Consider the following 21,094-nt stretch of genomic DNA (forward strand, 5'->3'; position numbering starts at 1 on the left):
TCCTCCGGTTTCCCGGTCTTCCGGTTTCCCGGTTCTCCGGTCAGAGGACCTTCGACAGGAACGACTTGGTGCGCTCGTGCTGCGGGTCCGTCAGGACGTCGCGCGGGTTGCCGGACTCGACGACCACACCGCCGTCCATGAAGACCAGGCTGTCGCCGACCTCGCGGGCGAAGCCCATCTCGTGCGTGACGACGATCATCGTCATGCCGGACTCGGCGAGGTCGCGCATGACGTCGAGGACGTCACCGACCAGCTCCGGGTCCAGGGCCGAGGTCGGCTCGTCGAAGAGCATCAGCTTCGGGTCCATCGCCAGCGCGCGGGCGATCGCCACACGCTGCTGCTGGCCGCCGGAGAGCTGCGAGGGGTAGCTCTTCGCCTTGTCGGCGAGGCCGACGCGCTCCAGGAGCTGGCCCGCGCGTTCCCGTGCCTGGGACCTGCTGACGCCCTTGACCTGGACCGGTGCCTCCATGACGTTCTCGAGCGCCGTCATGTGCGGGAACAGGTTGAAGCGCTGGAAGACCATGCCGATGTCCCGGCGCTTCAGCGCGACCTCGCTGTCCTTCAGCTCGTAGAGCTTGTCGCCCTTCTGGCGGTAGCCGACCAGCTCGCCGTCGACGTACAGCCGGCCGGCGTTGATCTGCTCCAGGTGGTTGATGCACCGGAGGAACGTGGACTTGCCGGAGCCGGAGGGGCCGATGAGGCAGAACACCTCTCCGGACTTCACCTCCAGGTCGATGCCCTTCAGGACCTCGACAGGGCCGAAGGACTTGTGGACGCCCTCGGACTTGACCATCGCCGTGGCGGAGTCCGCCTTGGTCACGTCGGCGGTCATGCCGCACCTCCCGAGGGACGGCCCACCGACAGCACGTGGGTCTTGATCTTCTGGAACGGCGTGGCCGGGAGGCTACGGCTGCTGCCCCGGGCGTAGTACCGCTCCAGGTAGTACTGGCCGACGCTGAACACCGACGTCAGCAGCAGGTACCAGGCGGCGGCGAGGAACAGCATCTCGGCCGGCGCCCCCGAGGTCTGGCCGATGTCCTGGGCCACACGGAACAGCTCGGAGTACTGGATGACGGCCACCAGCGAGGTCGTCTTCAGCATGTTGATGACCTCGTTGCCCGTGGGGGGCACGATCACACGCATCGCCTGCGGGATGACGATCCGGCGCAGGGTCTTGCTGTGGCTCATGCCCAGGGCGTGCGAGGCCTCGGTCTGGCCCTCGTCGACCGAGAGCAGGCCGGCCCGGCAGATCTCGGCCATGTACGCGGCCTCGTTCAGGCCCAGTCCCAGCAACGCCGTCAGCAACGGCGTCATGAAGCTGGACCAGTAGTCCTTGTAGATCGGACCGAGGTTGATGTACGTGAAGACCAGGCCGAGGTTGAACCAGACCACGAGCTGTACGAGGACCGGCGTACCGCGGAAGAACCAGATGTAGAACCACGCGATGGACGAGGTCACCGGGTTCTTCGACAGCCGCATCACGGCGAGCAGAACGCCGCCGACGACGCCGATCAGCATCGAGAGGACCGTCAGCAGCAGCGTCTTGAGGACGCCGTTGATGACGCGGTGGTCGAAGAAGTAGTCGGGGATCGCTCCCCAGTTGATCTTGCCCTGGGAGAACGCGTAGATCACGGAGACCAGGAGCGCGATCGCGACGACCGCGGAGACGTATCGCCCGTAGTGCCGGACCGGGATCGCCTTGATGGCTTCCGGTCGGGCCGGGGGAGCGTCCTCCGGGCCCGGTGTCTTGTCAGTGTCAACAGTCACGGGAGTTGTTGCCTTTCAGTGCCCGCTCGGTTCCGCGGTCACTTGCCGCCGTTGACCGCGGCCGCCTTGACGGCGCCGGCGTCGACGCCCCACTTCGCGATGATCTTGTCGTACTCGCCGTTCTTGATGATCGCGTCGAGCGCGGCCTGCAGGGCGTCCCGGAGCTGGGTGTTGGACTTGGCGACGGCGATGCCGTACGGAGCGGCCTCGACCTGGTCTCCCACGATCTCGAAGTCCTTGCCGCCGCCGGACGTCTTCACCGCGTACGCGGCGACCGGGAAGTCGGACGAGCCGGCGTCGGCGCCACCGCCGCGCAGCCGGGTCTGGGCCTGCTGGTCGTTGTCGTACGACTCGATGGCGATCTTCTTGCCACCCGTGCACTTCTTCGACTCGGCCTTGGCGAGGTCCTCGGAGACCGTGCCGCGCTGCACCACGAGCTTCTTGCCGCACAGGTCGGACCAGCTCTTGATGTTCTGGGTCTTGCCCTTGGGGGTGTAGATGGAGACACCCGCGGTGAAGTAGTCGACGAAGTCGACGCCCTCGCCGACCTTCTTGCCGGTGTCCGAGTCGATGCCCTCCTGGCGGTCCTTGGAGTCCGTCATCGCGGACATCGCGATGTCGTACCGCTTGGAGCGCAGACCCGTGAGCAGCGTGTCGAAGGTGCCGTTCTGGAAGTCGAACTTCACGCCGAGCTGCTTGCCGAGCGCGTCCGCCAGGTCGGGGTCGATGCCGACGGTCTTGCCCGAGTCGTCCTTGAACTCGACCGGCGCGTAGGCGATGTCCGAGCCGACCTTGATGACGCCCGCGTCGCGGATCGCCTTGGGCAGCTTGCCGGCCAGCGGCGCCGAGCTCGTGCTCGCGGACGAGTCGCTCGAGTCGTTCTTGGTCTGGTCACCGCAGCCGGTGAGGATAAGGGCGCCGGCGACCGCGATCGCACCGACCGCTGCTATCCGGGACTGAGCGGCGGTGGTACGACGGGTGGTGCTTGCGGTCATGAGGGTCCTCCGGCGGATGAGGGAGTAGCCGACAGGTCGACGAGAACACACACCTTCGGGTGTCGCGACCTCGTGTGATGACGGCATCTTGCCATTCGGATTGCGGCATTCAGGGTGCCCGCTATGTCAAAATCGGATAACGGGTGACCCCCGAACCGCTACGGGCCGGTACTACCTGACCGGATCTTGTACGGGAATCTCTTCTTCCGACCGGAAGATCTTCGGCACATCCCGCGACGCGGAGGGCCGCTACTGCGCGCCCCCGGACGAACGAGCGCATGTCCGGAATTGTCAATGGATCACGGCATGAGTCATGTCACCGGCGTGTGATCTTGGCGTTATGGACTCGTCCACGGCACCGTGCGTCGGGTAAGAAGGTTCTTTACACCCCTCATCCGGGGCTCAGGGCGCGTGTGCGGCGCGCCCGTCGCGCAGCCGCCCGTACGCAACCACGGCGGCAGGGCCTGCGCGGTGCCCGCCCACCCCTCAACCAGGAGTGGTCACCCTCAGACAATAAAGACTTAAGGGGTAAAACAAAGTGGCAGCGGAGATCGTCAATCCTCGCAGCGACAGCAGTACGGATCCGGAGGGCGGGGCGGAGCCCCTCGACTCCTTCGACCCGGCTTTCGCGCTGCACCGCGGCGGCAAGATGGCTGTGCAAGCCACCGTGCCGGTCCGCAACAAGGACGACCTGTCCCTGGCTTACACGCCCGGCGTCGCGAAGGTGTGCAGCGCGATCGCCGAGCAGCCGGAACTCGTCCACGACTACACGTGGAAGTCGTCCGTGGTCGCCGTCGTGACCGACGGTACGGCCGTGCTCGGGCTCGGTGACATCGGCCCCGAGGCCTCGCTCCCCGTCATGGAGGGCAAGGCCATCCTCTTCAAGCAGTTCGGCGGTGTCGACGCGGTCCCGATCGCGCTGGCCTGCACCGGTGTCGACGAGATCGTCGAGACCGTGGCCCGGCTCGCGCCGTCGTTCGGCGGGATCAACCTGGAGGACATCTCGGCGCCCCGGTGCTTCGAGATCGAGCGGAGGCTCCAGGAGCGCCTGGACATCCCCGTCTTCCACGACGACCAGCACGGCACCGCGATCGTCACGCTCGCGGCCCTGCGCAACGCCGCCCGGCTGACCGGACGCTCCATCGGATCGCTGCGCGCGGTGATCTCCGGTGCGGGCGCGGCCGGTGTGGCCATCGCCAAGTTCCTGCTGGAGGCGGGCATCGGCGATGTCGCGGTCGCCGACCGCAAGGGCGTCGTGTCGCGCGACCGGGGCGACCTCACGGACGTCAAGCGCGAGCTCGCCGGGATCACCAACAAGGCCAATCTCTCCGGTTCGCTGGAGTCCGCACTCGCGGGCGCGGACGTCTTCATCGGCGTCTCCGGCGGTACGGTGCCCGAGCCGGCGATCGCCTCCATGGCGGACGGCGCCTTCGTGTTCGCGATGGCCAACCCGAACCCCGAGGTGCACCCCGAGATCGCCCACAAGTACGCGGCCGTCGTCGCGACCGGGCGGTCCGACTTCCCGAACCAGATCAACAACGTGCTGGCGTTCCCCGGCATCTTCGCCGGTGCTCTCCAGGTCCGGGCCTCCCGGATCACCGAGGCCATGAAGATCGCCGCCGCCGAGGCGCTGGCCGCGGTCGTCGGTGACGACCTCGCCGCGGACTACGTCATCCCCTCGCCGTTCGACGAGCGGGTGGCGCCGGCGGTGACCGCCGCTGTGGCCGCGGCGGCCCGTGCGGAGGGTGTCGCCCGCCGCTGAGGCACGTGCGTTCGCTGTGACCCCGCCGGGGGTTTCTCCCGGCGGGGTCATTGTTTTCGCCCCCTCCGCCCCTGCGTCCCGTAGCGGGGGCGCTGCCCCCGGACCCCCGCTCCTCAAGCGCCGGAGGGGCTGATTCTCGCCTCCAGGGACGCGTGTCACAACGGGAGGCGGTTCCGCCGGGAGGGAGCGGAGCCTATCGTCGGGGCCATGTTCGCTGCCTATGCCGCCCGAATCGACCGTGACCAGCCGCTGAACGGCCTGGAGTTGGGGGAGCGTCCGGCTCCCGAACAGAGGCCGGGCTGGACCACTGTGAACGTACGGGCCGCCTCCCTCAACCACCACGACCTCTGGTCGCTGCGCGGGGTCGGTCTCGCCGAGGACAAACTCCCGATGATCCTCGGCTGCGACGCCGCCGGAGTCGACCAGGACGGCAACGAGGTCGTCCTGCACTCCGTCATCGGCCAGACCGGCCACGGGGTCGGCCCCGCCGAACCTCGCTCCATCCTCACCGAGCGCTACCAGGGCACCTTCGCCGAGCAGGTCACCGTACCGACCTGGAACGTCCTGCCCAAGCCCCGCGAGCTGTCCTTCGAGCAGGCCGCCTGCCTGCCGACCGCGTGGCTGACTGCGTACCGCATGCTCTTCACCAACGCCGGGGTACGACCCGGCGACTCCGTGCTCGTGCAGGGCGCCGGCGGCGGTGTCGCCACGGCGGCGATCGTGCTCGGCAAGGCCGCCGGCCTGCGGATGTTCGCCACCAGCCGCGACGAGGCCAAGCGGAAGCGGGCGCTCGAACTCGGTGCGGTGGAGGCGCTGGAGTCCGGGGCGCGGCTGCCGCAGCGCGTGGACGCCGTCATCGAGACGGTCGGCGCGGCCACCTGGTCCCACTCGATCAAGTCGCTGCGTCCCGGCGGCACCGTCGTCATCACCGGCGCCACCAGCGGGGACCGGCCCTCGCACGCCGAGCTGACGCGCATCTTCTTCCTCGAACTCAAGGTCGTCGGCTCCACCATGGGCACGAAGGACGAGCTGGAGGACCTCCTGGCGTTCTGCGCCACCACGGGCGTGCGGCCGGTCATCGACGAGGTGCTCCCGCTCGACCGGGCCTGCGAGGGCTTCGAGCGGCTGGAGGCCGGAGACCACTTCGGCAAGATCGTGCTGACGGGGAACTGACCGGGAACGGGCGGTAGGTGCCGCGTACGGCGGGTCCGGGTGTCCGGGCCCGCCGTTTTCCGTTCCCTGTTCCTCGTCCTCGTCTCCGTCTCCGTCTCCGTGTCAATTTTGGTTGACACGACGGCGGTGTCAACGTAAGTTGACGGCATGACCGAAGCAACGGATCTTGCCGAGCGCGCGGGTGATCGCGATCCGCGGGTCGGGCTGCGGGCGGTCTCCGCGCTGCGGAGGCTGCTGGAGCAGTTGGAAGCGGTACAGGTGCGCAGTGCGCGCAATCAGGGCTGGTCGTGGCAGGAGATCGCCGCGGAACTCGGAGTGACCAGGCAGGCCGTGCACAAGAAGTACGGGAGGCAGTGATGTTCGAACGTTTCACGAAGGACGCGCGGGCCGTCGTCACGGGGGCGGTGTCGCACTCCGAGCGGGTGGGGGCCGCGACGGTGGAGGAGGAGCATCTGCTGCTCGCGCTCCTCGACCGCGAGGGCAGCCGGGGGTCGTTCGCCCTCGGATCGCTGAGGTCGGCCGGCCCGCGGGAGTCGCTGGAGCGGGACCTCGCCGAGGCCCGCCGCCGGGGCGGGCTGTCCCGTGCCGACGCGGACGCCCTCTCCGGGCTCGGTATCGACCTCTCGGAGATCGTCGCCCGGATCGAGGAGGCGCACGGGGAGGGGGCGTTGGAGTCGGGGAAGCGGTCCGACCGTGGCAGGCGGACCGGACGTCGGCCCTTCGGGCGTAGCGCGAAGGAGACGCTCACGCGATCCCTGCGGGTCGCCGTCGCCCGGCGGGACCGTCACATCGGCGACGAGCACCTGCTGCTGGCCATCACCCTCCAGGGCGGGGTCGCCGGCGAGGTGCTGGCCGATCACGGAATCACGTACGGCTCGGTCACACGGGTGCTCTACGGAGAGGGCGGCGTGGCCGAGGCGGGCTGAGAGCGGAACGCCCGGCGGGGCTCTGCGCGCAGGGGAGGCGATGCGCGCAGGCCCCGTCGGTCCGGACGGTCGGCCGACCCCGGAGGAACGCCCCGGGGGCGCTACGGTCGCCCGCTCCGCAGCGTCGATCCGATGTGTGCCGCCGCTGCCGACAAGTGGCGCCGGATGTCCCGGAGTTGATCCTCCGTCACGCCGTGGTCGCGGGAGGCGTCGCGGATGTCGTCGCGGAAGCGGTCCAGGAGGCGGTCCAGGTCGCGGGCCGGGTTGCCCGTGGAGCCCTCGTGGGCCCAGGACGGCTCGTACTCCGCGGGGAAGTCCTCCGGGGTGGCGGTGTACTCCGGCTCGGCTGGGGTGCCGGACGGGGTGCGTCCGAAGCCGAACTCCTTGCCGAAGTCCTTCCCCAGGTCCTTGCCGAAGTTCTTTCCGAAGTCGCCGAACTCCTTGGCCAGTTCGGTCAGTCCCTCGCGGACCCCCGTCGGCCAGTCGCCCCGCGCGAAGTGGTCCTGGACCTGGTCCTGGACACGCTTGGCCATGCGCTGCATCTCCTCCTGCGCCTGGGCGCGGGCGTGCTCCTGGGCCTCCTTGGCCTGGCGGCGGGCGCGCTGGGCCTCGTCACGGGCGCGGCGGCTCTCGTCCTTCGCCCGGCGCGCCTGCTCCTTCCACTCCTGCCGGACGCGCCGCATCTCCTCCTTGGCCGCCCGCCAGGACTCCCTGTCCTGGAAGTCGTCGGCGCCGGCGGAGCCGCCCGCCGCGGAGTCGTGCCGCTCGGAGCCGGCCGCGCCCTTGCTGCCGCCACGCCGGGCCTCCGTGGCCGCGGCGCGCATCTCGCGTCGCAGGTCACCGGCCGCGCCCCGCACATCGGCGCGGATCTCCGCCGCGAGCTCCGCGACGGACTCGCGGATCTCCAGTTCGAGGTCGGCCAGCTCACCGCTGCGGTCGGCCAGTTCGGCACGGCCCGCGTCGGTGATCGCGTACACCTTGCGGCCGCCCTCGGAGGTGTGCGTGACGAGTCCCTCGGCCTCCAGCTTGGCGAGCCGGGGATAGACGGTGCCCGCCGAGGGTGCGTACAGCCCCTGGAAACGCTCCTCCAGGAGCCGGATCACCTCGTACCCGTGGCGCGGCGCCTCCTCCAGCAGCTTGAGGAGGTAGAGGCGCAGTCGGCCGTGGGCGAAGACGGGAGCCATCTCAGAGCACCTTCTTGTCGGTCGGGGTGTCGGCCGGGCGGCCTCCGCCGGAACCGTCGCTCGCGGTGGCGTCGTCCGGTCCGGCCGTCTCGGGGCCGTCCGTGCCCTTCGTCAGGTCCGCGGCCTTCGCCGGATCCCCGGCCCCGGTGGTGTCCGTGGACCCGGGGGTGCTCGGGGACGCGGGCGTGCTCGTGGGCCTCGGGGAGTCCGTCGGCTTCGGGGCGTCCTCGAAGGGTTCCTCCTCCGCCGGGGGGCGGCGCAGCAGGGCGATGGAGCCCGAGACGGTCACCGCCTTCAGCCGGCCGTTGCCCGCGCCGAGCCGGCCGGTGATCTTCTTGGCGCCCCACTGGCCGGCGACCCGGAGGTCCTCGAAGGCGCTGGAGACGGTGCCGCTCGCGGTGTTGGCCTCCACCTCCGCGTCCGCCGGATGCGGGAGCCGTATGGCGATCTCGCCCGACACGTTCGACAGCTGGACGTCCGTCGGGGCGCCCGCGGCGTCGAGGTCGACGATCATCGAGCCGCTCACCGACTCGGCCCGCACCGAGGAGCCGGAGCCCTCGACGACGGTCAGGTCGCCGGAGACGGAGTTGAACCGCAGGTCGCCCGTGACGGCCTGGGCCTCCAGGTTCCCGGAGACGGTGGTCACGTGGGTCGGGCCGGCGACGCGGACGAGGGTCGTGTCGCCGCTGACGCCCTTCACCTCCACCCGGCCGTCCACTCCGGAGACCACGGCGGCGGCGCCCACCACGCCCACCTCGACGCGGGTGCCGGCCGGAACGGCCAGCGAGACCACCGCCGAGCGGCGCCAGCCCTTGGTGTCGAACCACTTGAGGAAGCCCTTCCAGGGCAGGTCCTCGTACGCCACGGTGAGGGTGCCGTCCTTGTGGGCCACCTGGAGCGGGGGCCCGTCCAGTTCGGACACTTCCAGGCGGGCGGAACCCTCGTCGGTCCCCACGACGTTCACTGTTCCGTTGACGACGCGCACGTGCAGCGTCGTCACCGGGTCGTCGAAGGAGAGCTTCTTCGGCTCTGCCACGGACCACTCGGACATGGTGCAGACCTCCTCGACCGGGCCGGACCCGCTCGCGGGCCCGAGCTCGACGCGCCATATCGCGTCTAGCGCTATTCACGATATATCGCGGATACGGAAAGTCAAGACACCCGTTCCGGTGCCATCGCTGCGCCGAGGTGGGCAAATCGCCCTAAAGTGGCACCATGTCGACTGCCTCCGGCGCGTCGGGGGACGGCCGCCCGCCGGGTGAGCGCCCGGTCCGCACCGCCGGCGCCCTCCTGTTGTGCCGGGCCCGCCCCGAGGCCGTCGGCCCGGCCGCTCCGCTGTTGCGCGAGCGGATGGTGCTCGCCGGAGCGGGGGCCGGGTGGAGCCTGCTGGTTCCCGAGGGAAAGCCCTGGCAGGACGGCGCGGAACCGGTCGATCGCGTGCTCACCGGCTGGGCCACGGCACTCGCCGTCGGCGCCCCCTGGCCCGTCCTCGCCCTGTGGTGGGACACCGACCGCAGCGGCTTCGTGCTGGCGTCCGGATTCCGCCGGCCCGTGGGCTATGAATGGCTCGCCGACGGCACCCCGGTCGGCGAGGACGAGGCGATGCGCACCTTCGCGGCCCGCCTCGGGCTCGACCCGGTCCTCGACGTACAGGCACTGGAGCCGCTGACGCGACCCGATCCCGAGGCCGACGCCCCGGCCCGCGTGCGGGGCCTGCTCGCCGTCCTCACGCGCGCGGGGCTGCTGCTGCCGGCCGGTCTCACCCCGGGGGAGCCCGCCGACCGGCTCCGTGGCGCGGCCAGGATCCTGCCCGACGCCGAACAGGTCGACTGGGCCGGCTGGCGCGCCGCCGTCGGAGCCGAACTCGACATCGTGGAGCGCGGCGCGCTCGGACCCTGGCTGCGCGGTCCACGCGCCCGTGCGCTCGCCGTCGCCCAGCTGGCGCTCGGCCTCCCGCTCACCGCCTGGGGGCTACGGCACCGCGGCGGCGGCTGGATCGTCGCGGGCTCGGTCCTGACGGCCCGCGGCGCCCTCGGCCTCGCGTACGACCGCCTGCGCACCCACTCCTGACAGCCTCTCCGCGAGGGGCGGCCGGGGGACGGGAGCCGGACCGCACCGGAGCCGGCCCGGCACCGGACTGGTCAGGAACCGGCAGGCGTGGCAGGAGCGGCAGGCCAGGGTCGGCCGAGGGGAGCGCGGGGCTACTCGTCGTCCTCGTCCTCGTCGTCCAGCCGGGCCAGCCACGTCGCCAGCCGCTCCACCGGGACCTCGAAGTCCGGGTTGAGGTCGACGAACGTACGCAACTGCTCGGCGAGCCACTCGAAGGTGACCTCTTCCTCGCCGCGCCGCTTCTCAAGTTCCTCGATGCCGCGGTCGGTGAAGTACATGGATGGTGCTCCGTCGGTGCAGGGGAAGTGGAACGCTGGGACGCGCTGGGAAAAGGATAGGCGGGCCGCTGTGCCCGTGAAGGGCCTCTGTCGTGCGCGGGGACCTGCGGCTAGCCTGCGAGGTCGGCGGTACCACGGGGGCGTGGGGAACGGGGGATGCCATGGGTGACGCAGTGACCCGGATCGCACGGATCGAGATGCCGGACGGGACACCGGTGTGGGCCCGGATCTCGGGCGCCGACGAGCTGGAGGAACAGTCCGGCGAGCTGTCCCTGTCGGACGTCGCCTTCGGAGACCGGGTCGAGGCCCAGGTCGAGAGCCTGCACTCGGTCATCACCAGCGTCGCTCGCTCGCTCGCGGCGCCGCTGCGTGCCGTGCGGCCCGACGAGGTGAGCGTCGAGTTCGGCATCGAGCTGACCGCGAAGGCCGGCAAGGTGGTCGGCCTGCTCGCGGACGGCGAGGCCAAGGCGGGCATCACCGTGACGCTCACGTGGAACGGCGGCCCGCCGGACCTGGACGACACCACGACCCTCCCGCACGCGGGCGCGTCTCCCGGCGCCCCGGCGCACGGCGGCGCCGACGACGCCCCCGGCGGGGTCGGAGCATGAAGGACGGGCACGCCCCGGGCGCACCGGGCGGCCCGGGCAACGGCCAGCGTGCGCTGCACGACCTCGTCATGGCGGCCACCGTACGCATCCATCGCGCGGGCGCCGGGTATGCCCTGGACGAACCCGGCACGTTCCTCGGGAGCGGCTTCTTCATCGCTCCGAACTGGGTTCTGACCTGCGCGCACGTGGTCCGGAGCGGGGAGGGGGGCGAGGTGACGGTGGTGTACGAGACAGGGCCGGGCCGGGGCACGTCCGCCGTCGCCGGAGTGGTGGCGACGGCCCTCCCGGACCATGTCGGCCTCCCCGTGCGCGGCACCTGGCCCTCGCCCGACCTCGCCCTGGTGCGGCTGAGCGAACCCGTGGACCACGACTGCGCGTACGTCACCGAACGCCCGGCGGCCTACTACGAGGAGGCCGTCGTCCTCTACTCCGGCTGGTCCGTGGTCGGCGGGGAGCTGCGCCGGCTGAGCGGCACCTGCACGGTACAGGGCACCCTCGGCGGCTGGTCCGACGACGAGCAGATCCGGCTGGGCGGCGACGTGCTGCCGCCCGGCGTCTCGGGCGGCCCCGTCGTCGATCCCGTACGCGGTGAGGTCGTCGGCGTCCTCAAGTCGCGCGCGGACCGCGGGCTCGGGGGCACCTGCACCGGGGTCGAGCAGTTACGGTCCCTGCCGGTGCCCGCCGAGGAGCCGCGCGCCGAGCACGACGACAGATACCAGGCCGTCTTCCACGCCCACGACCGCTACCACCGGGACCGGCAGCGCCATCCCGACACCGACCGCAGCACCTGGGCCGACGTGCAGAACCAGCTCGGAGCCCGCCCCGGTCGCGCGCTGAGCCCGGAGGAGCGCACCCAACTGCTCGGCCGGCTCGCCGACCTGCCGCCGCCGGTCAGCACCCGCGCCCTCCTCGGCCTGCTCGAATCCCTCCTCGGTGACCAGACCGCCATCCCGCACCCGGCGCCGCGCGGCTGGCGCGACGGCCTCGGCGCGCTGTACGAGAGCTCCCGCCAGGACGCCGCCCTCGACCTCGTCCTCGACTACGCGATGCGGGCCATGTCCGCCGAGCGGCCCTTCGTCACCCCGGGCACCCAGGCCGCCGAGCGGGCCCTGTGGGAGTGGGTGCGGCAGACCGCCGAGGGCCGCCCGGGCCCCGGCTACCGGCGCCGCCTCGGCCAACAGTGGATCGAGCGGCTCCAGTTGCCGCCGCGCGGCCCGTCGGCGGCGGGAGCAGGAGCGGCGCGCGCACCCACGCGGAGCGCCGACCGTGCGCCCCGGCTGTTCGTCCTGCTCGAACTGGAGCAGCTCGGCTGGGAGCCGGGCCGCTGCGACTGGCACGTGGCGGTCGGCCGGCCGACCGGCGAGGTGGTGCGGCTGCGCGACGGCGAACGCACCCCGCTGGAGGACCTGCCGGCCGTCGTCGCACCGGCCCTCGCGGAGGCCTTCCGCCAGTGCGACGAACCCGGGCGGCCCGCCGACCTCCAGGTCGCGCTGCCCCATCTGTTGCTCGGACTCGACGTCGACGCCTGGCAGTTGGGCCCCGACGAGCCGCCGCTCGGCGCGCACCGCCCCGTCGTCGTGCGCTGCGCCGACCGGGAACAACTGCCCGATCCCGGCGACGGGAGCGGCCTCCCGGACGGGAAGGAGGAGCCGCTGCCCGAGGAGGAGCGGCACGAGCGGGAGGCGCGCTGGAAGTGGATCCACACGCACGGCGCCCAGGCCGAGGTCCTCGACTGCGAGGACGGGTTGCGGGTGCCCGTGCCCGCCGCGGAGTCGCTGCGCGGGCTGCCGCACCGGACCGTCCCGGTCCTCTGCCGCTACGGCGACCACCGCTTCGAGGACGACCGGGTGGCGCTCGTGCGGATCGTGCACGGCGGCTACGGGGTGGCACTGTGGCGGCGCTGGCGCGGGCAGGCCGACGCGGTCTGCGGCGAGTTCCACCGCAGAGCCGGCGACACGGTGGCCGGCGCGGGCGGCGCGGACCGGCTCCCCGAGCTGGTGCACGCGCTGCGCGCCGGTCTGCGGGCGGGTAAACCGGAGACCTACTGGGCCGACGGGATCGCCCTCTTCTACGACGATCCCCGCAGGCCCCTGCCCGGCACCGGAGACCTGCTGGAGGCGCCGTGACCGCGCCGGCCGGGTCGTGGTCGCGTGATGCGCCGGGAGAGCCCAAGTGGGCTGCCGTGAGCCCGCCTTGGGACCTTACGAGGCCTCCCGAGGGTCGATACGGTGATGCAGACTCCGACGGCTGCCGTGGTGGACGAGTGACGACGAGGACTGGGCAATGACCGAATCCAGCGAGTGGCTCATCTACCGGGGCGCCGGCGAACCCCACGACGGCCTGGACCGCCTTCCGGCCCCGCCGCCGTGGCGCGACTTCGCGAGCCGGGACACGGCCGGAGCCGGCGCCGACGGCTCCGAGGACCGCAGGCTGGGCGCGCACCGGCACCTGGCCGAACTGCACCGGCCCGGCGCCGAGGAGCTGGAGATGATCAACGCGGCGCTGTACCTGCGCCGCCCGCTGCTCGTCACCGGCAGCCCCGGCGCGGGCAAGAGCACCCTCGCACACTCGGTCGCGTACGAACTCGGTCTGGGCAACGTGCTGCGCTGGCCCATCGTCAGCCGGTCAACGCTCCAGGACGGGCTCTACCACTACGACGCGATCGCCCGGCTCCAGGACGTGCAGATCGCCGCACCCCAGGGCACCGACCCGGCCGCGCCCGGCGCCCCCGGCTCCGTCGAGGGCATCGGCGGCTACATCCGGCTCGGCCCGCTCGGTACCGCGCTGCTGCCGTCCGACACCCCGCGCGTGCTGCTCATCGACGAACTCGACAAGAGCGACATCGACCTGCCCAACGACCTCCTGAACGTCCTGGAGGAGGGCGAGTTCGCGATTCCCGAGCTGGAGCGCGTCGCCGACCGGCTGCCCGGCGGCGAGGCCGAGGTGCTCACCGCCGACGGCAGCAAGGCACGGGTCCGCGACGGACGGGTGCGCTGCCGCGCCTTCCCCTTCGTGGTCCTCACCAGCAACGGCGAGCGCGACTTCCCGGCCCCCCTGATGCGCCGCTGCATCCACCTCGAACTCGGCCGACCGGACCACAAGCGGCTCGCCACCTTCGTGCGCGCCCACCTCGGCGACGAGGCCGCCCGCGCCGGGGACGACCTCATCACCCACTTCCTGGAGCGTTCGCGCAGCGAACTCGTCGCCGCCGACCAGCTCCTGAACGCCATCTACCTCACCGACGCCGCCGCCCCGCCCAGCCGCGACCGGCTCGCCGACCTGCTCATCCAGCGACTCGACCGCCCGAGGTGACGCGCTGATGCCCGGCGGCGACCCGATCGCCGAACTCATCGCCCGGATGCGGCAGATCGGGCTCGATCCCGACGCCGGACAACTGGCCGACGCGCTCTGGCTGGCGCGCTGGTCCCGTCCGACGGACGCGGTGGAGCCCGGGCGGGGGAGCGCGCCGCCGGACGGCGCGGTGACGCCGGGCGACGACCCACTTCCCGCACGGCCCGACCGGCGGGACGCCGATCGGCCGCCGCCCGGCGACGGGACCGGTCCGCCCCGGCCGGACGGCGGCACGGACCGGCGCGTCGCGCTGTACCCGGTCCCGCGCGACGGCGCGCCCCACGGGCCCGTGCGGGGCCGTGCGGCGCAGCTGCCGGTCGGAGTACCGGCCGCGCCCGCGTTCCCCTCCTCGCTCGAACTCCAGCGCGCCTTACGTCCGTTGCAGGGCTACCGGACCGCGGCGCCTCCCCTGCGCACCACCCTCGACGAGACGGCGACCGCCGAACTCAGCGCCCGTGCGGGCGGATTGGTCCTGCCGGTGTTCCGTGGTGTCACCCGAGCGGACGCGGCGCTCCAGCTGGTGATGGACGCCTCCTCGTCGATGCGTGTCTGGGACCGCATGTTCACCGAACTGGAGCAGGTATTCGCCCAGTTGGGCGCCTTCTGGGGAGTCGAGGTCAGCCATCTGCACCAGGGGCCCGACGGTGAGCCCGCCGTCAGCCGCAGCCCCGAACCCGGCGCCGCCCCGCTGCACTCCGCCGACCGGCTCAGCGACCCCACGGGCCGCCGGGTCACCCTCCTCGTCAGCGACTGCGCCGGCCCCCTGTGGCACAGCGGCCGCGCCCACCGGCTGCTCCACCACCTGTCACGGCTCGGCCCCGTCGCGGTGCTCCAGCCGCTGCCGCAGCGCATGTGGAACCGCACCCGCCTGCCGGTGTCCTACGGCCGGCTGACGCGCGGCGAAGCCCTCGCGGGCGCCGCCACGCTGAAGGTCCGGCTGCCCGCGGGAACCCCGCCGGAGGCGCGCGGAGGCGCCCTGCCGGTGCCCGTCCTGCCCCCCGAGCCCACCGCCCTCGGCGCCTGGGCGCGGCTGCTGTCCGGGGCCGGCGCGGGACCCGTCGCCGGCGCGGTCGGATGGGTCCGGCACGACCACGGGCCGGCCCAGGGCCCCCGTGCCGGGCGGCGGCTGTCCGGACTCGAACTGGTCAGCCGGTTCCGGTCCACCGCCTCCAAGGCCGCCGGAAGGCTGGCCGGATACCTCGCGGCGGCCCCCCTCAGCCTCCCCGTGATGCAGCTCGTCCAGCGCACCATGCTGCCCGACTCCGGACCCTCCGAACTGGCGGAGGTCCTGCTCAGCGGACTGGTCACGCGCGCCAAGGCCGAGGACCACGGCGAGGACCGCGCCCAGTGGTACGAGTTCGCGCCCGGCGTCCAGGAGGCCCTGCTGTCACCCCTGGGCCGCGACGAGGCGATGCTCGTCCTCAAGCACTGCTCCGAGTACATCGAGTACCGCTTCGGCAGGGGCGGCCCCAACTTCCCCGCCCTGGCGCTCGCCCAGCTCGGCGACGGCGGCTCCGGACGGCCGTACCCGCCCGGCACCGGATACGCGGGCGAGAACGGCGACAACGCCGGCGCCACCCTGGTACCGCAGCCCTTCGCCGAGGTCGCGGCGCGGGTGCTGGAGCGGTTCATGCCGCTGCCGGAACAGTTCGCGCTGTACGGCGGGCGCGGCCGCGACGACCTGCCCGGCGGGCGGCCCACCCACGCCGCGGTGATCCGGGCCCGCACCCTGGTCGGCCAGTTCGACAGCGACGGCATGGTGCAGGACCTCATCGACGCCGTCCAGTTGCTGCGCGGCGCCACCGAACACGAACGGCCCGCGGGCGCCGACCCGGAACTGTGGGCCGAGTACGCCACCTGCGTGCTGCGGCTGTGGGAGGTACAGGGCGGCGCCGACCTGCTGCGCGAGGCGGAGTCCGCCGCAGAACGGGCCGTCGCGCACCCCCGGGCCCTGCGCGAACGCGCCGCTCTCGCACGGGTCTTGCACGCCGCCGCCACCGACCGCAGGCGGCGCGGCGACCGGCGCGGCGCACTCGACCTGCTGCGCCGCGCCGACCGCGAGTACGCGGTGGCCTGCGCCGCGCCCGGCCTGGAGGACGCCGAGGCCCTGCGGCTCACCCTGGAGCGGGTCCGCGCCCTGGAGGCGCAGTGGCGCCTCGGCGGCGACAGCGCCCTCCTACAGGGCGCGGTCGGCATGCTGGAGGCGTTCGCCGACGCCTGGCCCGACGAGCAGCCCCGCCCGCCCGAACTCCCGCTCGCCCACGGCCGCGTCCTGCTGCGCCTCTCGGGCGCCACGGCCGACCACGAACAGTCCAGGCTCTACGCGGAACAGGGCGCCCACTCCCTGCGCGCCGCCCTCGAACCCGGCCCCACGAGCGCGCCCGGCGTCGCCGCCGAGACCGCACGCGTCCGGATCCTCCTCGACCTCGTCGACGCGCTCCTGCGGTCCGGCGGCCCGCTCGACGACGCCCGTGCCCACGTCGACGAGGCGCTCGGTCTGACCCGCGACCAGGGGCTGCGCGCCGCCCTGCACGTGCGGGCCGGCCGCATCCACGTCGCCCGGTACGCCGAGAGCGGCGACCCCCGTGAACTCCAGGACGCCGCCGACCGGTTCCAGCAGGCGTCCCGCGGAGTACCCCGGGACGCCCCCGCGCACGCCGACGTCCTGGCCGAATGGGGCGAGGCACTGCTGCACCGCGCCGTCCTGGACCGCGGACCCGAGTCGCTGTCCCGGGCCATCCGGGTGCTGCGCGACTGCCGCGCCGAGACCCCGGCGGGCAGCCGCGACCTCGCCCACCGACTGCTGCTGCTCGGCCGCGCCCTGATGCTGCGCTACCGCGCCCGCGGCGACCGGGTCGACCTGCGCGAGGCCGAGCACCTCCTCGGGCTCGCGGCGCTGGAGGAAGGCCCGCCGCTGACCACCGCGCGCTGCTGGCTGGAGCTCGGTCAGGCGCAGTTCGAGGCGTACCAGAGCCTCGGCCGCAAGGCACGCCTCGACGAGGCCGTCGACGCCTTCCGGGCCGCCGCCGAGACGGCGCGCGACGCCGAGGGGGGGGCGGAGACGGAGCGGCAGCGTCAGGAGGCCGTGGAACTGGGGGCGCGGGCGCAGCACTGGCGGGGTATGTCCTACGAGGCGGCGGCACGGCCGCGGGCCGCGCGCGAGGCATACCGGGCCGCCCGCACCGAGTGGTCCAGGCTCCCGGAGGGCACCCTGAGCACGGGCGAGCCGACGGCCCGGCAGACGGCGCAGCGGCTGGCCGAGCTGGAGTGAACGAGCAGGTGCCCGCCGGCGGCCGCCGGCGCGGCGACAGGGAAACCCAGGGGGAAGACATGGGCGTACGGGACGAAGCACGGGACGCGGACGACACGGGGGACCGCCCGCCGGAACCGCGGGGGGCGGCGGAGTTGCCCGACCTGCTGGAACTGGACCTGGCGGAACTGCGGTCCGTCCGGCACCCGGTGCTGGACGAGGTGCTGGCCGATCTGCGGGAACGGGCCGCACAGCCCAGCGAGACCCTGTGGGGGTTCAACAACTCCTTCTGAAGGACGGGACGGACGCGTGGAACGCCGACGCGGCTGCGCAAGACGTCAGTTCCGGTCCGCTCCGGTGACTGAACCGGACAACTTCCGGCGCGCCGCGTTTGTGTCCGGGCCCCGCCCGGGAATGCCGCCCCGTACGGGCAGGGGCCGAGGCGCGGTGCGCGCCGCGGAACCGCGGGGCCGTACGTCATGGGGGTGCCGGAGTGTCGGAAGAGGTGACCTCCGCGATCCCCACGACGTCCACCCCGCACCGGGACACCCCACATCCCGGTCCGCGCGCCACCGCGACCTCCCGCCCGCCGGGTCCCGTCCCGTCACCCGCCCAGGCGGCACACGTCGGTGAACCGCCCTTTCCCTTCCGGCAGTTCATCGTCAAGATGCACGGCCGCTGCAACCTCGCCTGCCGCTACTGCTACCTCTACGAGGGCCCCGACCACGGCTGGCGTGACCGCCCCGCCGCCACCCCGCCCGCCGTCCTGGAACACACCGCCCGGCGGATCGGTGAACACGCCCGCGCCCACGGTTCGACGGCCCTGTCCCTGGTCCTGCACGGCGGCGAACCGCTGCTCGCCGGTGCCGGCACGCTCGCCCGGTTCACCGACCGCGTCCGCCATCTGGTGCCGGACGACTGCGCGGTGCACGCCACCGTGCAGACCAACGCCACCCTGCTCACCGAACGCCGGCTCGCCGTCCTCGCCCGGCACGGCATCCGCGTCGGCATCAGCCTGGACGGCGGCCTGCCCGAGCACAACACGCTGCGCACCGACCGCGCCGGACGACCCTCCTGGCCCGCGGCCACCCGCGGCGCCCGCCTGATCGCCGCACACCACCCGGGGACGTACGCCGGGATCCTCACGGTCGTGGACCCCGCGACGGACCCCGTCGAGCTGTACGAGTCGCTGCTCGCGCTGCGGCCGCCCACCCTCGACCTGCTGCTCCCGCACGGCAACTGGTCTGCCCCACCGCTGCGTTGGGCTGCCGGAGCGACGCCGTACGGGGACTGGCTGTGCGCGGTCTTCGACCGCTGGTGGGGAGCAGGGCGGCGGGAGACGCGCGTCCGGCTCTTCGAGGAGTGCCTCGCGCTGCTCCTCGGGCTGCCCGCCGCCACCGAGTCGCTCGGGCTCGCGCCGTTCGACGCCGTCGTCGTGGAGACCGACGGCTCCATCGAACAGGTCGACTCCCTGAAGTCCTGCTACGCGGGGGCGGCGGAGACCGGACTCGACGTCTTCCGGCACGGCTTCGACGAGGCACTCGGCCACCCCGGGATCGCCGCCCGGCAGGCGGGCGCCGCCGCGCTCGCGGCGGACTGCCGGGCCTGCCCGCTGCTCACCGTCTGCGGCGGCGGGCACTACGCGCACCGCTACCGGGCCGGGCAGGGCTTCGCCAACCCGTCCGTCTACTGCGCCGACCTCCAGCGCTTCATCCGGCACGTCGCGGGGAGACTGGCCGGGGCCGTCGCCGTCCCCGCCGCTTCCGAAGGAGGCGTCCCGTGATCCTGCCGCCGGTCCCGGAGCGGGCCCTGACCGAACTGGGCCGCACCGAAGGCGGTCCCGAGACCCTCGGGCTGCTCGTGCGCGACCAGCACACCCGACGGCTGCTCCTGCTCCGCGCGGTCCTCGACGCCGCGGAGGCCGCCGACCCGAGGGTCCTGCCCGCCGCCGCGCTGGCCCGGTTGCACGCGGACTGGGCCCTGCTGGAGGAGGCGGAACGCCTGGAACGGGCCGCTCGTCGTGCGCGCCGGTCGGCCGGACCGGGTCCCGGAGCGATGCGGCCCTCCCGAGCCGGTGCCGGCGAAGCGGGCCTGTTCGGCGGGGTGTTCGGCCCCGCGGGTGGCGCCGTCCCCGAGCCGATGCCCGAACGGCCGGCCCGGGGTGCGGACGGTCCCGTGTCCGGGCCCTCCGCCGGACGGCCGACCCGGGACGCGGACGCCGTCGTGGCCGAGCGCTTGGCCGGACGGTTCACCGGTGACGAACACCGGCGGGTCACGGCGGACCGCGCCCCGTCGCCACCCCGCCCCCCGCACCGGACCCGCCACGACACCTCCGCCCCCGCTCTCCCCGGCCCACCCCCGACCGGCGTCCGGTCCCTGCTCCTGCACCCCTTCACCGGCCCCTGGGCCCGTGACGCCCTGCGCGGACTCGACACCGTGACCGGCCCGAGCGCCGAGCGCGACCTCCGCGAACCGGCCCGCGCGCTGGCCCACTTCGGGGCGCTCGCCGCCGTGGCCGCCGTCCGCGCCGGGGTGTCCTGCGCCGTGCGCCTGAGCGCGCGTGACGGCGTCCTCACCCTGCCCTCGCTCGGCGCGCTGCGCACCGGCCGTCCCGGGGACACCGAGGTGAGCCTCGTGCACCGGCGGGGACGGCTGACGTTCCGGCGACCCGGCGAGGCCGACGTGGTCGTCCAGGTGCAGAGCGGCGTCGGCGCCTGGTCGGAGGCGGCGGCCTGGACCCCCGCGTACGCGCTGCCGGGGCTGCTGCCGGGCTCCCCGTCCGTGCCGCTCGACGACCTCGACCCCTACCGGACGGCGCGCGGCGGACCCCGGCCGCACACGCTCAGCGGCCCCGTCACCCTCGACGACGCCGACCGCAAGCACTGGCTGCACGCCTGGTCCGGCACGGCGGCGGCGCTCGGGCTCGGCGGCGAGCGGCGCCTCACGGAAGCGGCGGCCCTGCTGCGCTGCCTCGTCCCCCTCTCCCCACCCGCCGGTGCGGTGCCGGGCCGGGCGGGCGGCAGTTGCAGCGGCACCCGCCGTGAGGCCTTCGGTGCCGTCCTGAGCAGCACTCCGGCGACGGCCACCGCCTTCGCCGCCACCCTCGTCCACGAGATCCAGCACACCAAACTCGCGGCGCTCAGCGACATGGTGACGCTCCATCACGCCGGCACCGAGGCACGGCACTTCGCGCCCTGGCGTCCCGACCCGCGCCCGTACGACGGTCTGTTGCAGGGCGCCTACTCGCACCTCGCGCTGGCCGACTTCTTCCAGCGCACGGCGCTCACCACCCCGAACCCAGCCCACCGGGACGCCGCCTGGGCCCGGCACGCCCGCTACCAGGAGCAGGTCGGGGCCGTCCTGCCCGCCCTCGTCGGATCCGGCGATCTCACCCCGCGGGGACGCCAGTTCGTCGACCGCCTGGTCGAGACCTACGAACGCCTCGCCGAGCAGCCGGCGCCGCGCGGCCAGGCGGCGCGCGCCACCGCCTACGTACGGGCCGCCCGCACCCTGTGGACACAGCGGCACACGCCGGGCCGGTGAACACCTTCACGCCACCGGCCGGATCGAGCCATCCTCGCCGAAAGCCGCAGCTTCCCGGACGCGGGCCCCTCCGTGCGCCAAGATCGTCGCTGAACACGTTTGACCAAGGACCGTGGGCAGGCGGCGGGCGGCTGTGTCGGCGCCCTAT

General features: G+C 73.4%; 18 protein-coding genes. 12 read left to right on the top strand and 6 right to left on the bottom strand.

The features are described 5' to 3' along the window. Nucleotides 1-40 precede the first annotated feature (40 nt). From AB0C62_RS04420 to AB0C62_RS04430, 3 genes are read right to left on the bottom strand one after another with little or no spacing between them, the layout of a single operon-like run. Nucleotides 41-832, bottom strand: a complete 792-nt coding sequence (locus AB0C62_RS04420) for an amino acid ABC transporter ATP-binding protein (protein ID WP_164371986.1) — start codon at nucleotides 830-832, stop codon at nucleotides 41-43. Then, complete coding sequence (locus tag AB0C62_RS04425; RefSeq protein WP_351423743.1) at nucleotides 829-1,767, bottom strand: amino acid ABC transporter permease; 939 nt, start codon at nucleotides 1,765-1,767, stop codon at nucleotides 829-831. The genes AB0C62_RS04420 and AB0C62_RS04425 overlap by 4 nt, the downstream gene beginning before the upstream one ends. A 38-nt stretch (nucleotides 1,768-1,805) precedes the next feature. Then, nucleotides 1,806-2,762, bottom strand: a complete 957-nt coding sequence (locus tag AB0C62_RS04430; protein WP_164371987.1) for an ABC transporter substrate-binding protein — start codon at nucleotides 2,760-2,762, stop codon at nucleotides 1,806-1,808. Between the two features lie 538 nt (nucleotides 2,763-3,300). Between AB0C62_RS04430 and AB0C62_RS04435 the strand changes: the two genes are divergently transcribed. From AB0C62_RS04435 to AB0C62_RS04450, 4 genes are all read left to right on the top strand, one after another. Continuing rightward, a complete protein-coding gene (locus AB0C62_RS04435) occupies nucleotides 3,301-4,524 on the top strand; it encodes an NADP-dependent malic enzyme (RefSeq protein WP_362969564.1) in 1,224 nt (407 codons plus the stop codon). A 207-nt stretch (nucleotides 4,525-4,731) separates the two neighbouring features. After that, nucleotides 4,732-5,697 carry a zinc-binding dehydrogenase gene (locus AB0C62_RS04440; RefSeq protein ID WP_362969565.1) on the top strand — a complete coding sequence of 322 codons (966 nt, stop codon included), beginning with the start codon at nucleotides 4,732-4,734 and terminating at the stop codon, nucleotides 5,695-5,697. A 147-nt stretch (nucleotides 5,698-5,844) separates the two neighbouring features. Next, nucleotides 5,845-6,054: an HTH domain-containing protein gene (locus AB0C62_RS04445; RefSeq protein ID WP_081219377.1), complete on the top strand. Its 210-nt coding sequence runs from the start codon at nucleotides 5,845-5,847 to the stop codon at nucleotides 6,052-6,054. After that, entirely contained in the window at nucleotides 6,054-6,623 is a 570-nt protein-coding gene (locus tag AB0C62_RS04450) for a Clp protease N-terminal domain-containing protein (protein WP_164371990.1), read from the top strand. The genes AB0C62_RS04445 and AB0C62_RS04450 overlap by 1 nt, the downstream gene beginning before the upstream one ends. A 101-nt stretch (nucleotides 6,624-6,724) precedes the next feature. On the opposite strand, the gene AB0C62_RS04455 is transcribed toward AB0C62_RS04450, so the two are convergent. Continuing rightward, nucleotides 6,725-7,807, bottom strand: coding sequence for a helix-turn-helix transcriptional regulator (locus AB0C62_RS04455; RefSeq protein WP_362969566.1), 1,083 nt, complete (start codon nucleotides 7,805-7,807; stop codon nucleotides 6,725-6,727). 1 nt (nucleotide 7,808) lies between these two features. Beyond that, nucleotides 7,809-8,858, bottom strand: coding sequence for a DUF4097 family beta strand repeat-containing protein (locus AB0C62_RS04460; RefSeq protein ID WP_362969567.1), 1,050 nt, complete (start codon nucleotides 8,856-8,858; stop codon nucleotides 7,809-7,811). A gap of 164 nt (nucleotides 8,859-9,022) precedes the next feature. On the opposite strand from AB0C62_RS04460, the gene AB0C62_RS04465 reads away from it, so the two are divergent. Continuing rightward, complete coding sequence (locus AB0C62_RS04465; RefSeq protein ID WP_327408966.1) at nucleotides 9,023-9,877, top strand: hypothetical protein; 855 nt, start codon at nucleotides 9,023-9,025, stop codon at nucleotides 9,875-9,877. Nucleotides 9,878-10,008: 131 nt separating this feature from the next. On the opposite strand, the gene AB0C62_RS04470 is transcribed toward AB0C62_RS04465, so the two are convergent. Next, the gene (locus AB0C62_RS04470) at nucleotides 10,009-10,194 is read right to left on the bottom strand and encodes a DUF6104 family protein (protein WP_007266501.1); all 186 of its coding nucleotides are present in this window, start codon (nucleotides 10,192-10,194) and stop codon (nucleotides 10,009-10,011) included. 161 nt (nucleotides 10,195-10,355) lie between these two features. On the opposite strand from AB0C62_RS04470, the gene AB0C62_RS04475 reads away from it, so the two are divergent. The 7 genes from AB0C62_RS04475 (at nucleotide 10,356) to AB0C62_RS04505 (ending at nucleotide 20,946) form a co-directional block, all read left to right on the top strand. After that, on the top strand, nucleotides 10,356-10,802 hold the full coding sequence (locus tag AB0C62_RS04475) for a CU044_2847 family protein (RefSeq protein ID WP_362969568.1): 447 nt from the start codon (nucleotides 10,356-10,358) through the stop codon (nucleotides 10,800-10,802). Further along, a complete protein-coding gene (locus AB0C62_RS04480) occupies nucleotides 10,799-12,928 on the top strand; it encodes a trypsin-like peptidase domain-containing protein (RefSeq protein WP_362969569.1) in 2,130 nt (709 codons plus the stop codon). Before AB0C62_RS04475 ends, AB0C62_RS04480 begins: the two co-directional genes overlap by 4 nt. 157 nt (nucleotides 12,929-13,085) lie before the next feature. Then, on the top strand, nucleotides 13,086-14,114 hold the full coding sequence (locus AB0C62_RS04485) for a MoxR family ATPase (RefSeq protein WP_362969570.1): 1,029 nt from the start codon (nucleotides 13,086-13,088) through the stop codon (nucleotides 14,112-14,114). A gap of 7 nt (nucleotides 14,115-14,121) precedes the next feature. Further along, the gene (locus AB0C62_RS04490) at nucleotides 14,122-17,424 is read left to right on the top strand and encodes an SAV_2336 N-terminal domain-related protein (RefSeq protein ID WP_362969571.1); all 3,303 of its coding nucleotides are present in this window, start codon (nucleotides 14,122-14,124) and stop codon (nucleotides 17,422-17,424) included. Between the two features lie 59 nt (nucleotides 17,425-17,483). Next, entirely contained in the window at nucleotides 17,484-17,696 is a 213-nt protein-coding gene (gene fxsA / locus AB0C62_RS04495; RefSeq protein WP_362969572.1) for an FxSxx-COOH cyclophane-containing RiPP peptide, read from the top strand. Between the two features lie 365 nt (nucleotides 17,697-18,061). Beyond that, nucleotides 18,062-19,186, top strand: coding sequence for an FxsB family cyclophane-forming radical SAM/SPASM peptide maturase (locus AB0C62_RS04500; protein ID WP_362969719.1), 1,125 nt, complete (start codon nucleotides 18,062-18,064; stop codon nucleotides 19,184-19,186). Then, a complete protein-coding gene (locus tag AB0C62_RS04505; RefSeq protein ID WP_362969720.1) occupies nucleotides 19,186-20,946 on the top strand; it encodes an HEXXH motif-containing putative peptide modification protein in 1,761 nt (586 codons plus the stop codon). Before AB0C62_RS04500 ends, AB0C62_RS04505 begins: the two co-directional genes overlap by 1 nt. The last annotated feature ends 148 nt before the right edge of the window (nucleotides 20,947-21,094 follow it).

This window comes from Streptomyces sp. NPDC048643 (assembly GCF_040650615.1).
Taxonomy (GTDB): Bacteria; Actinomycetota; Actinomycetes; order Streptomycetales; family Streptomycetaceae; genus Streptomyces.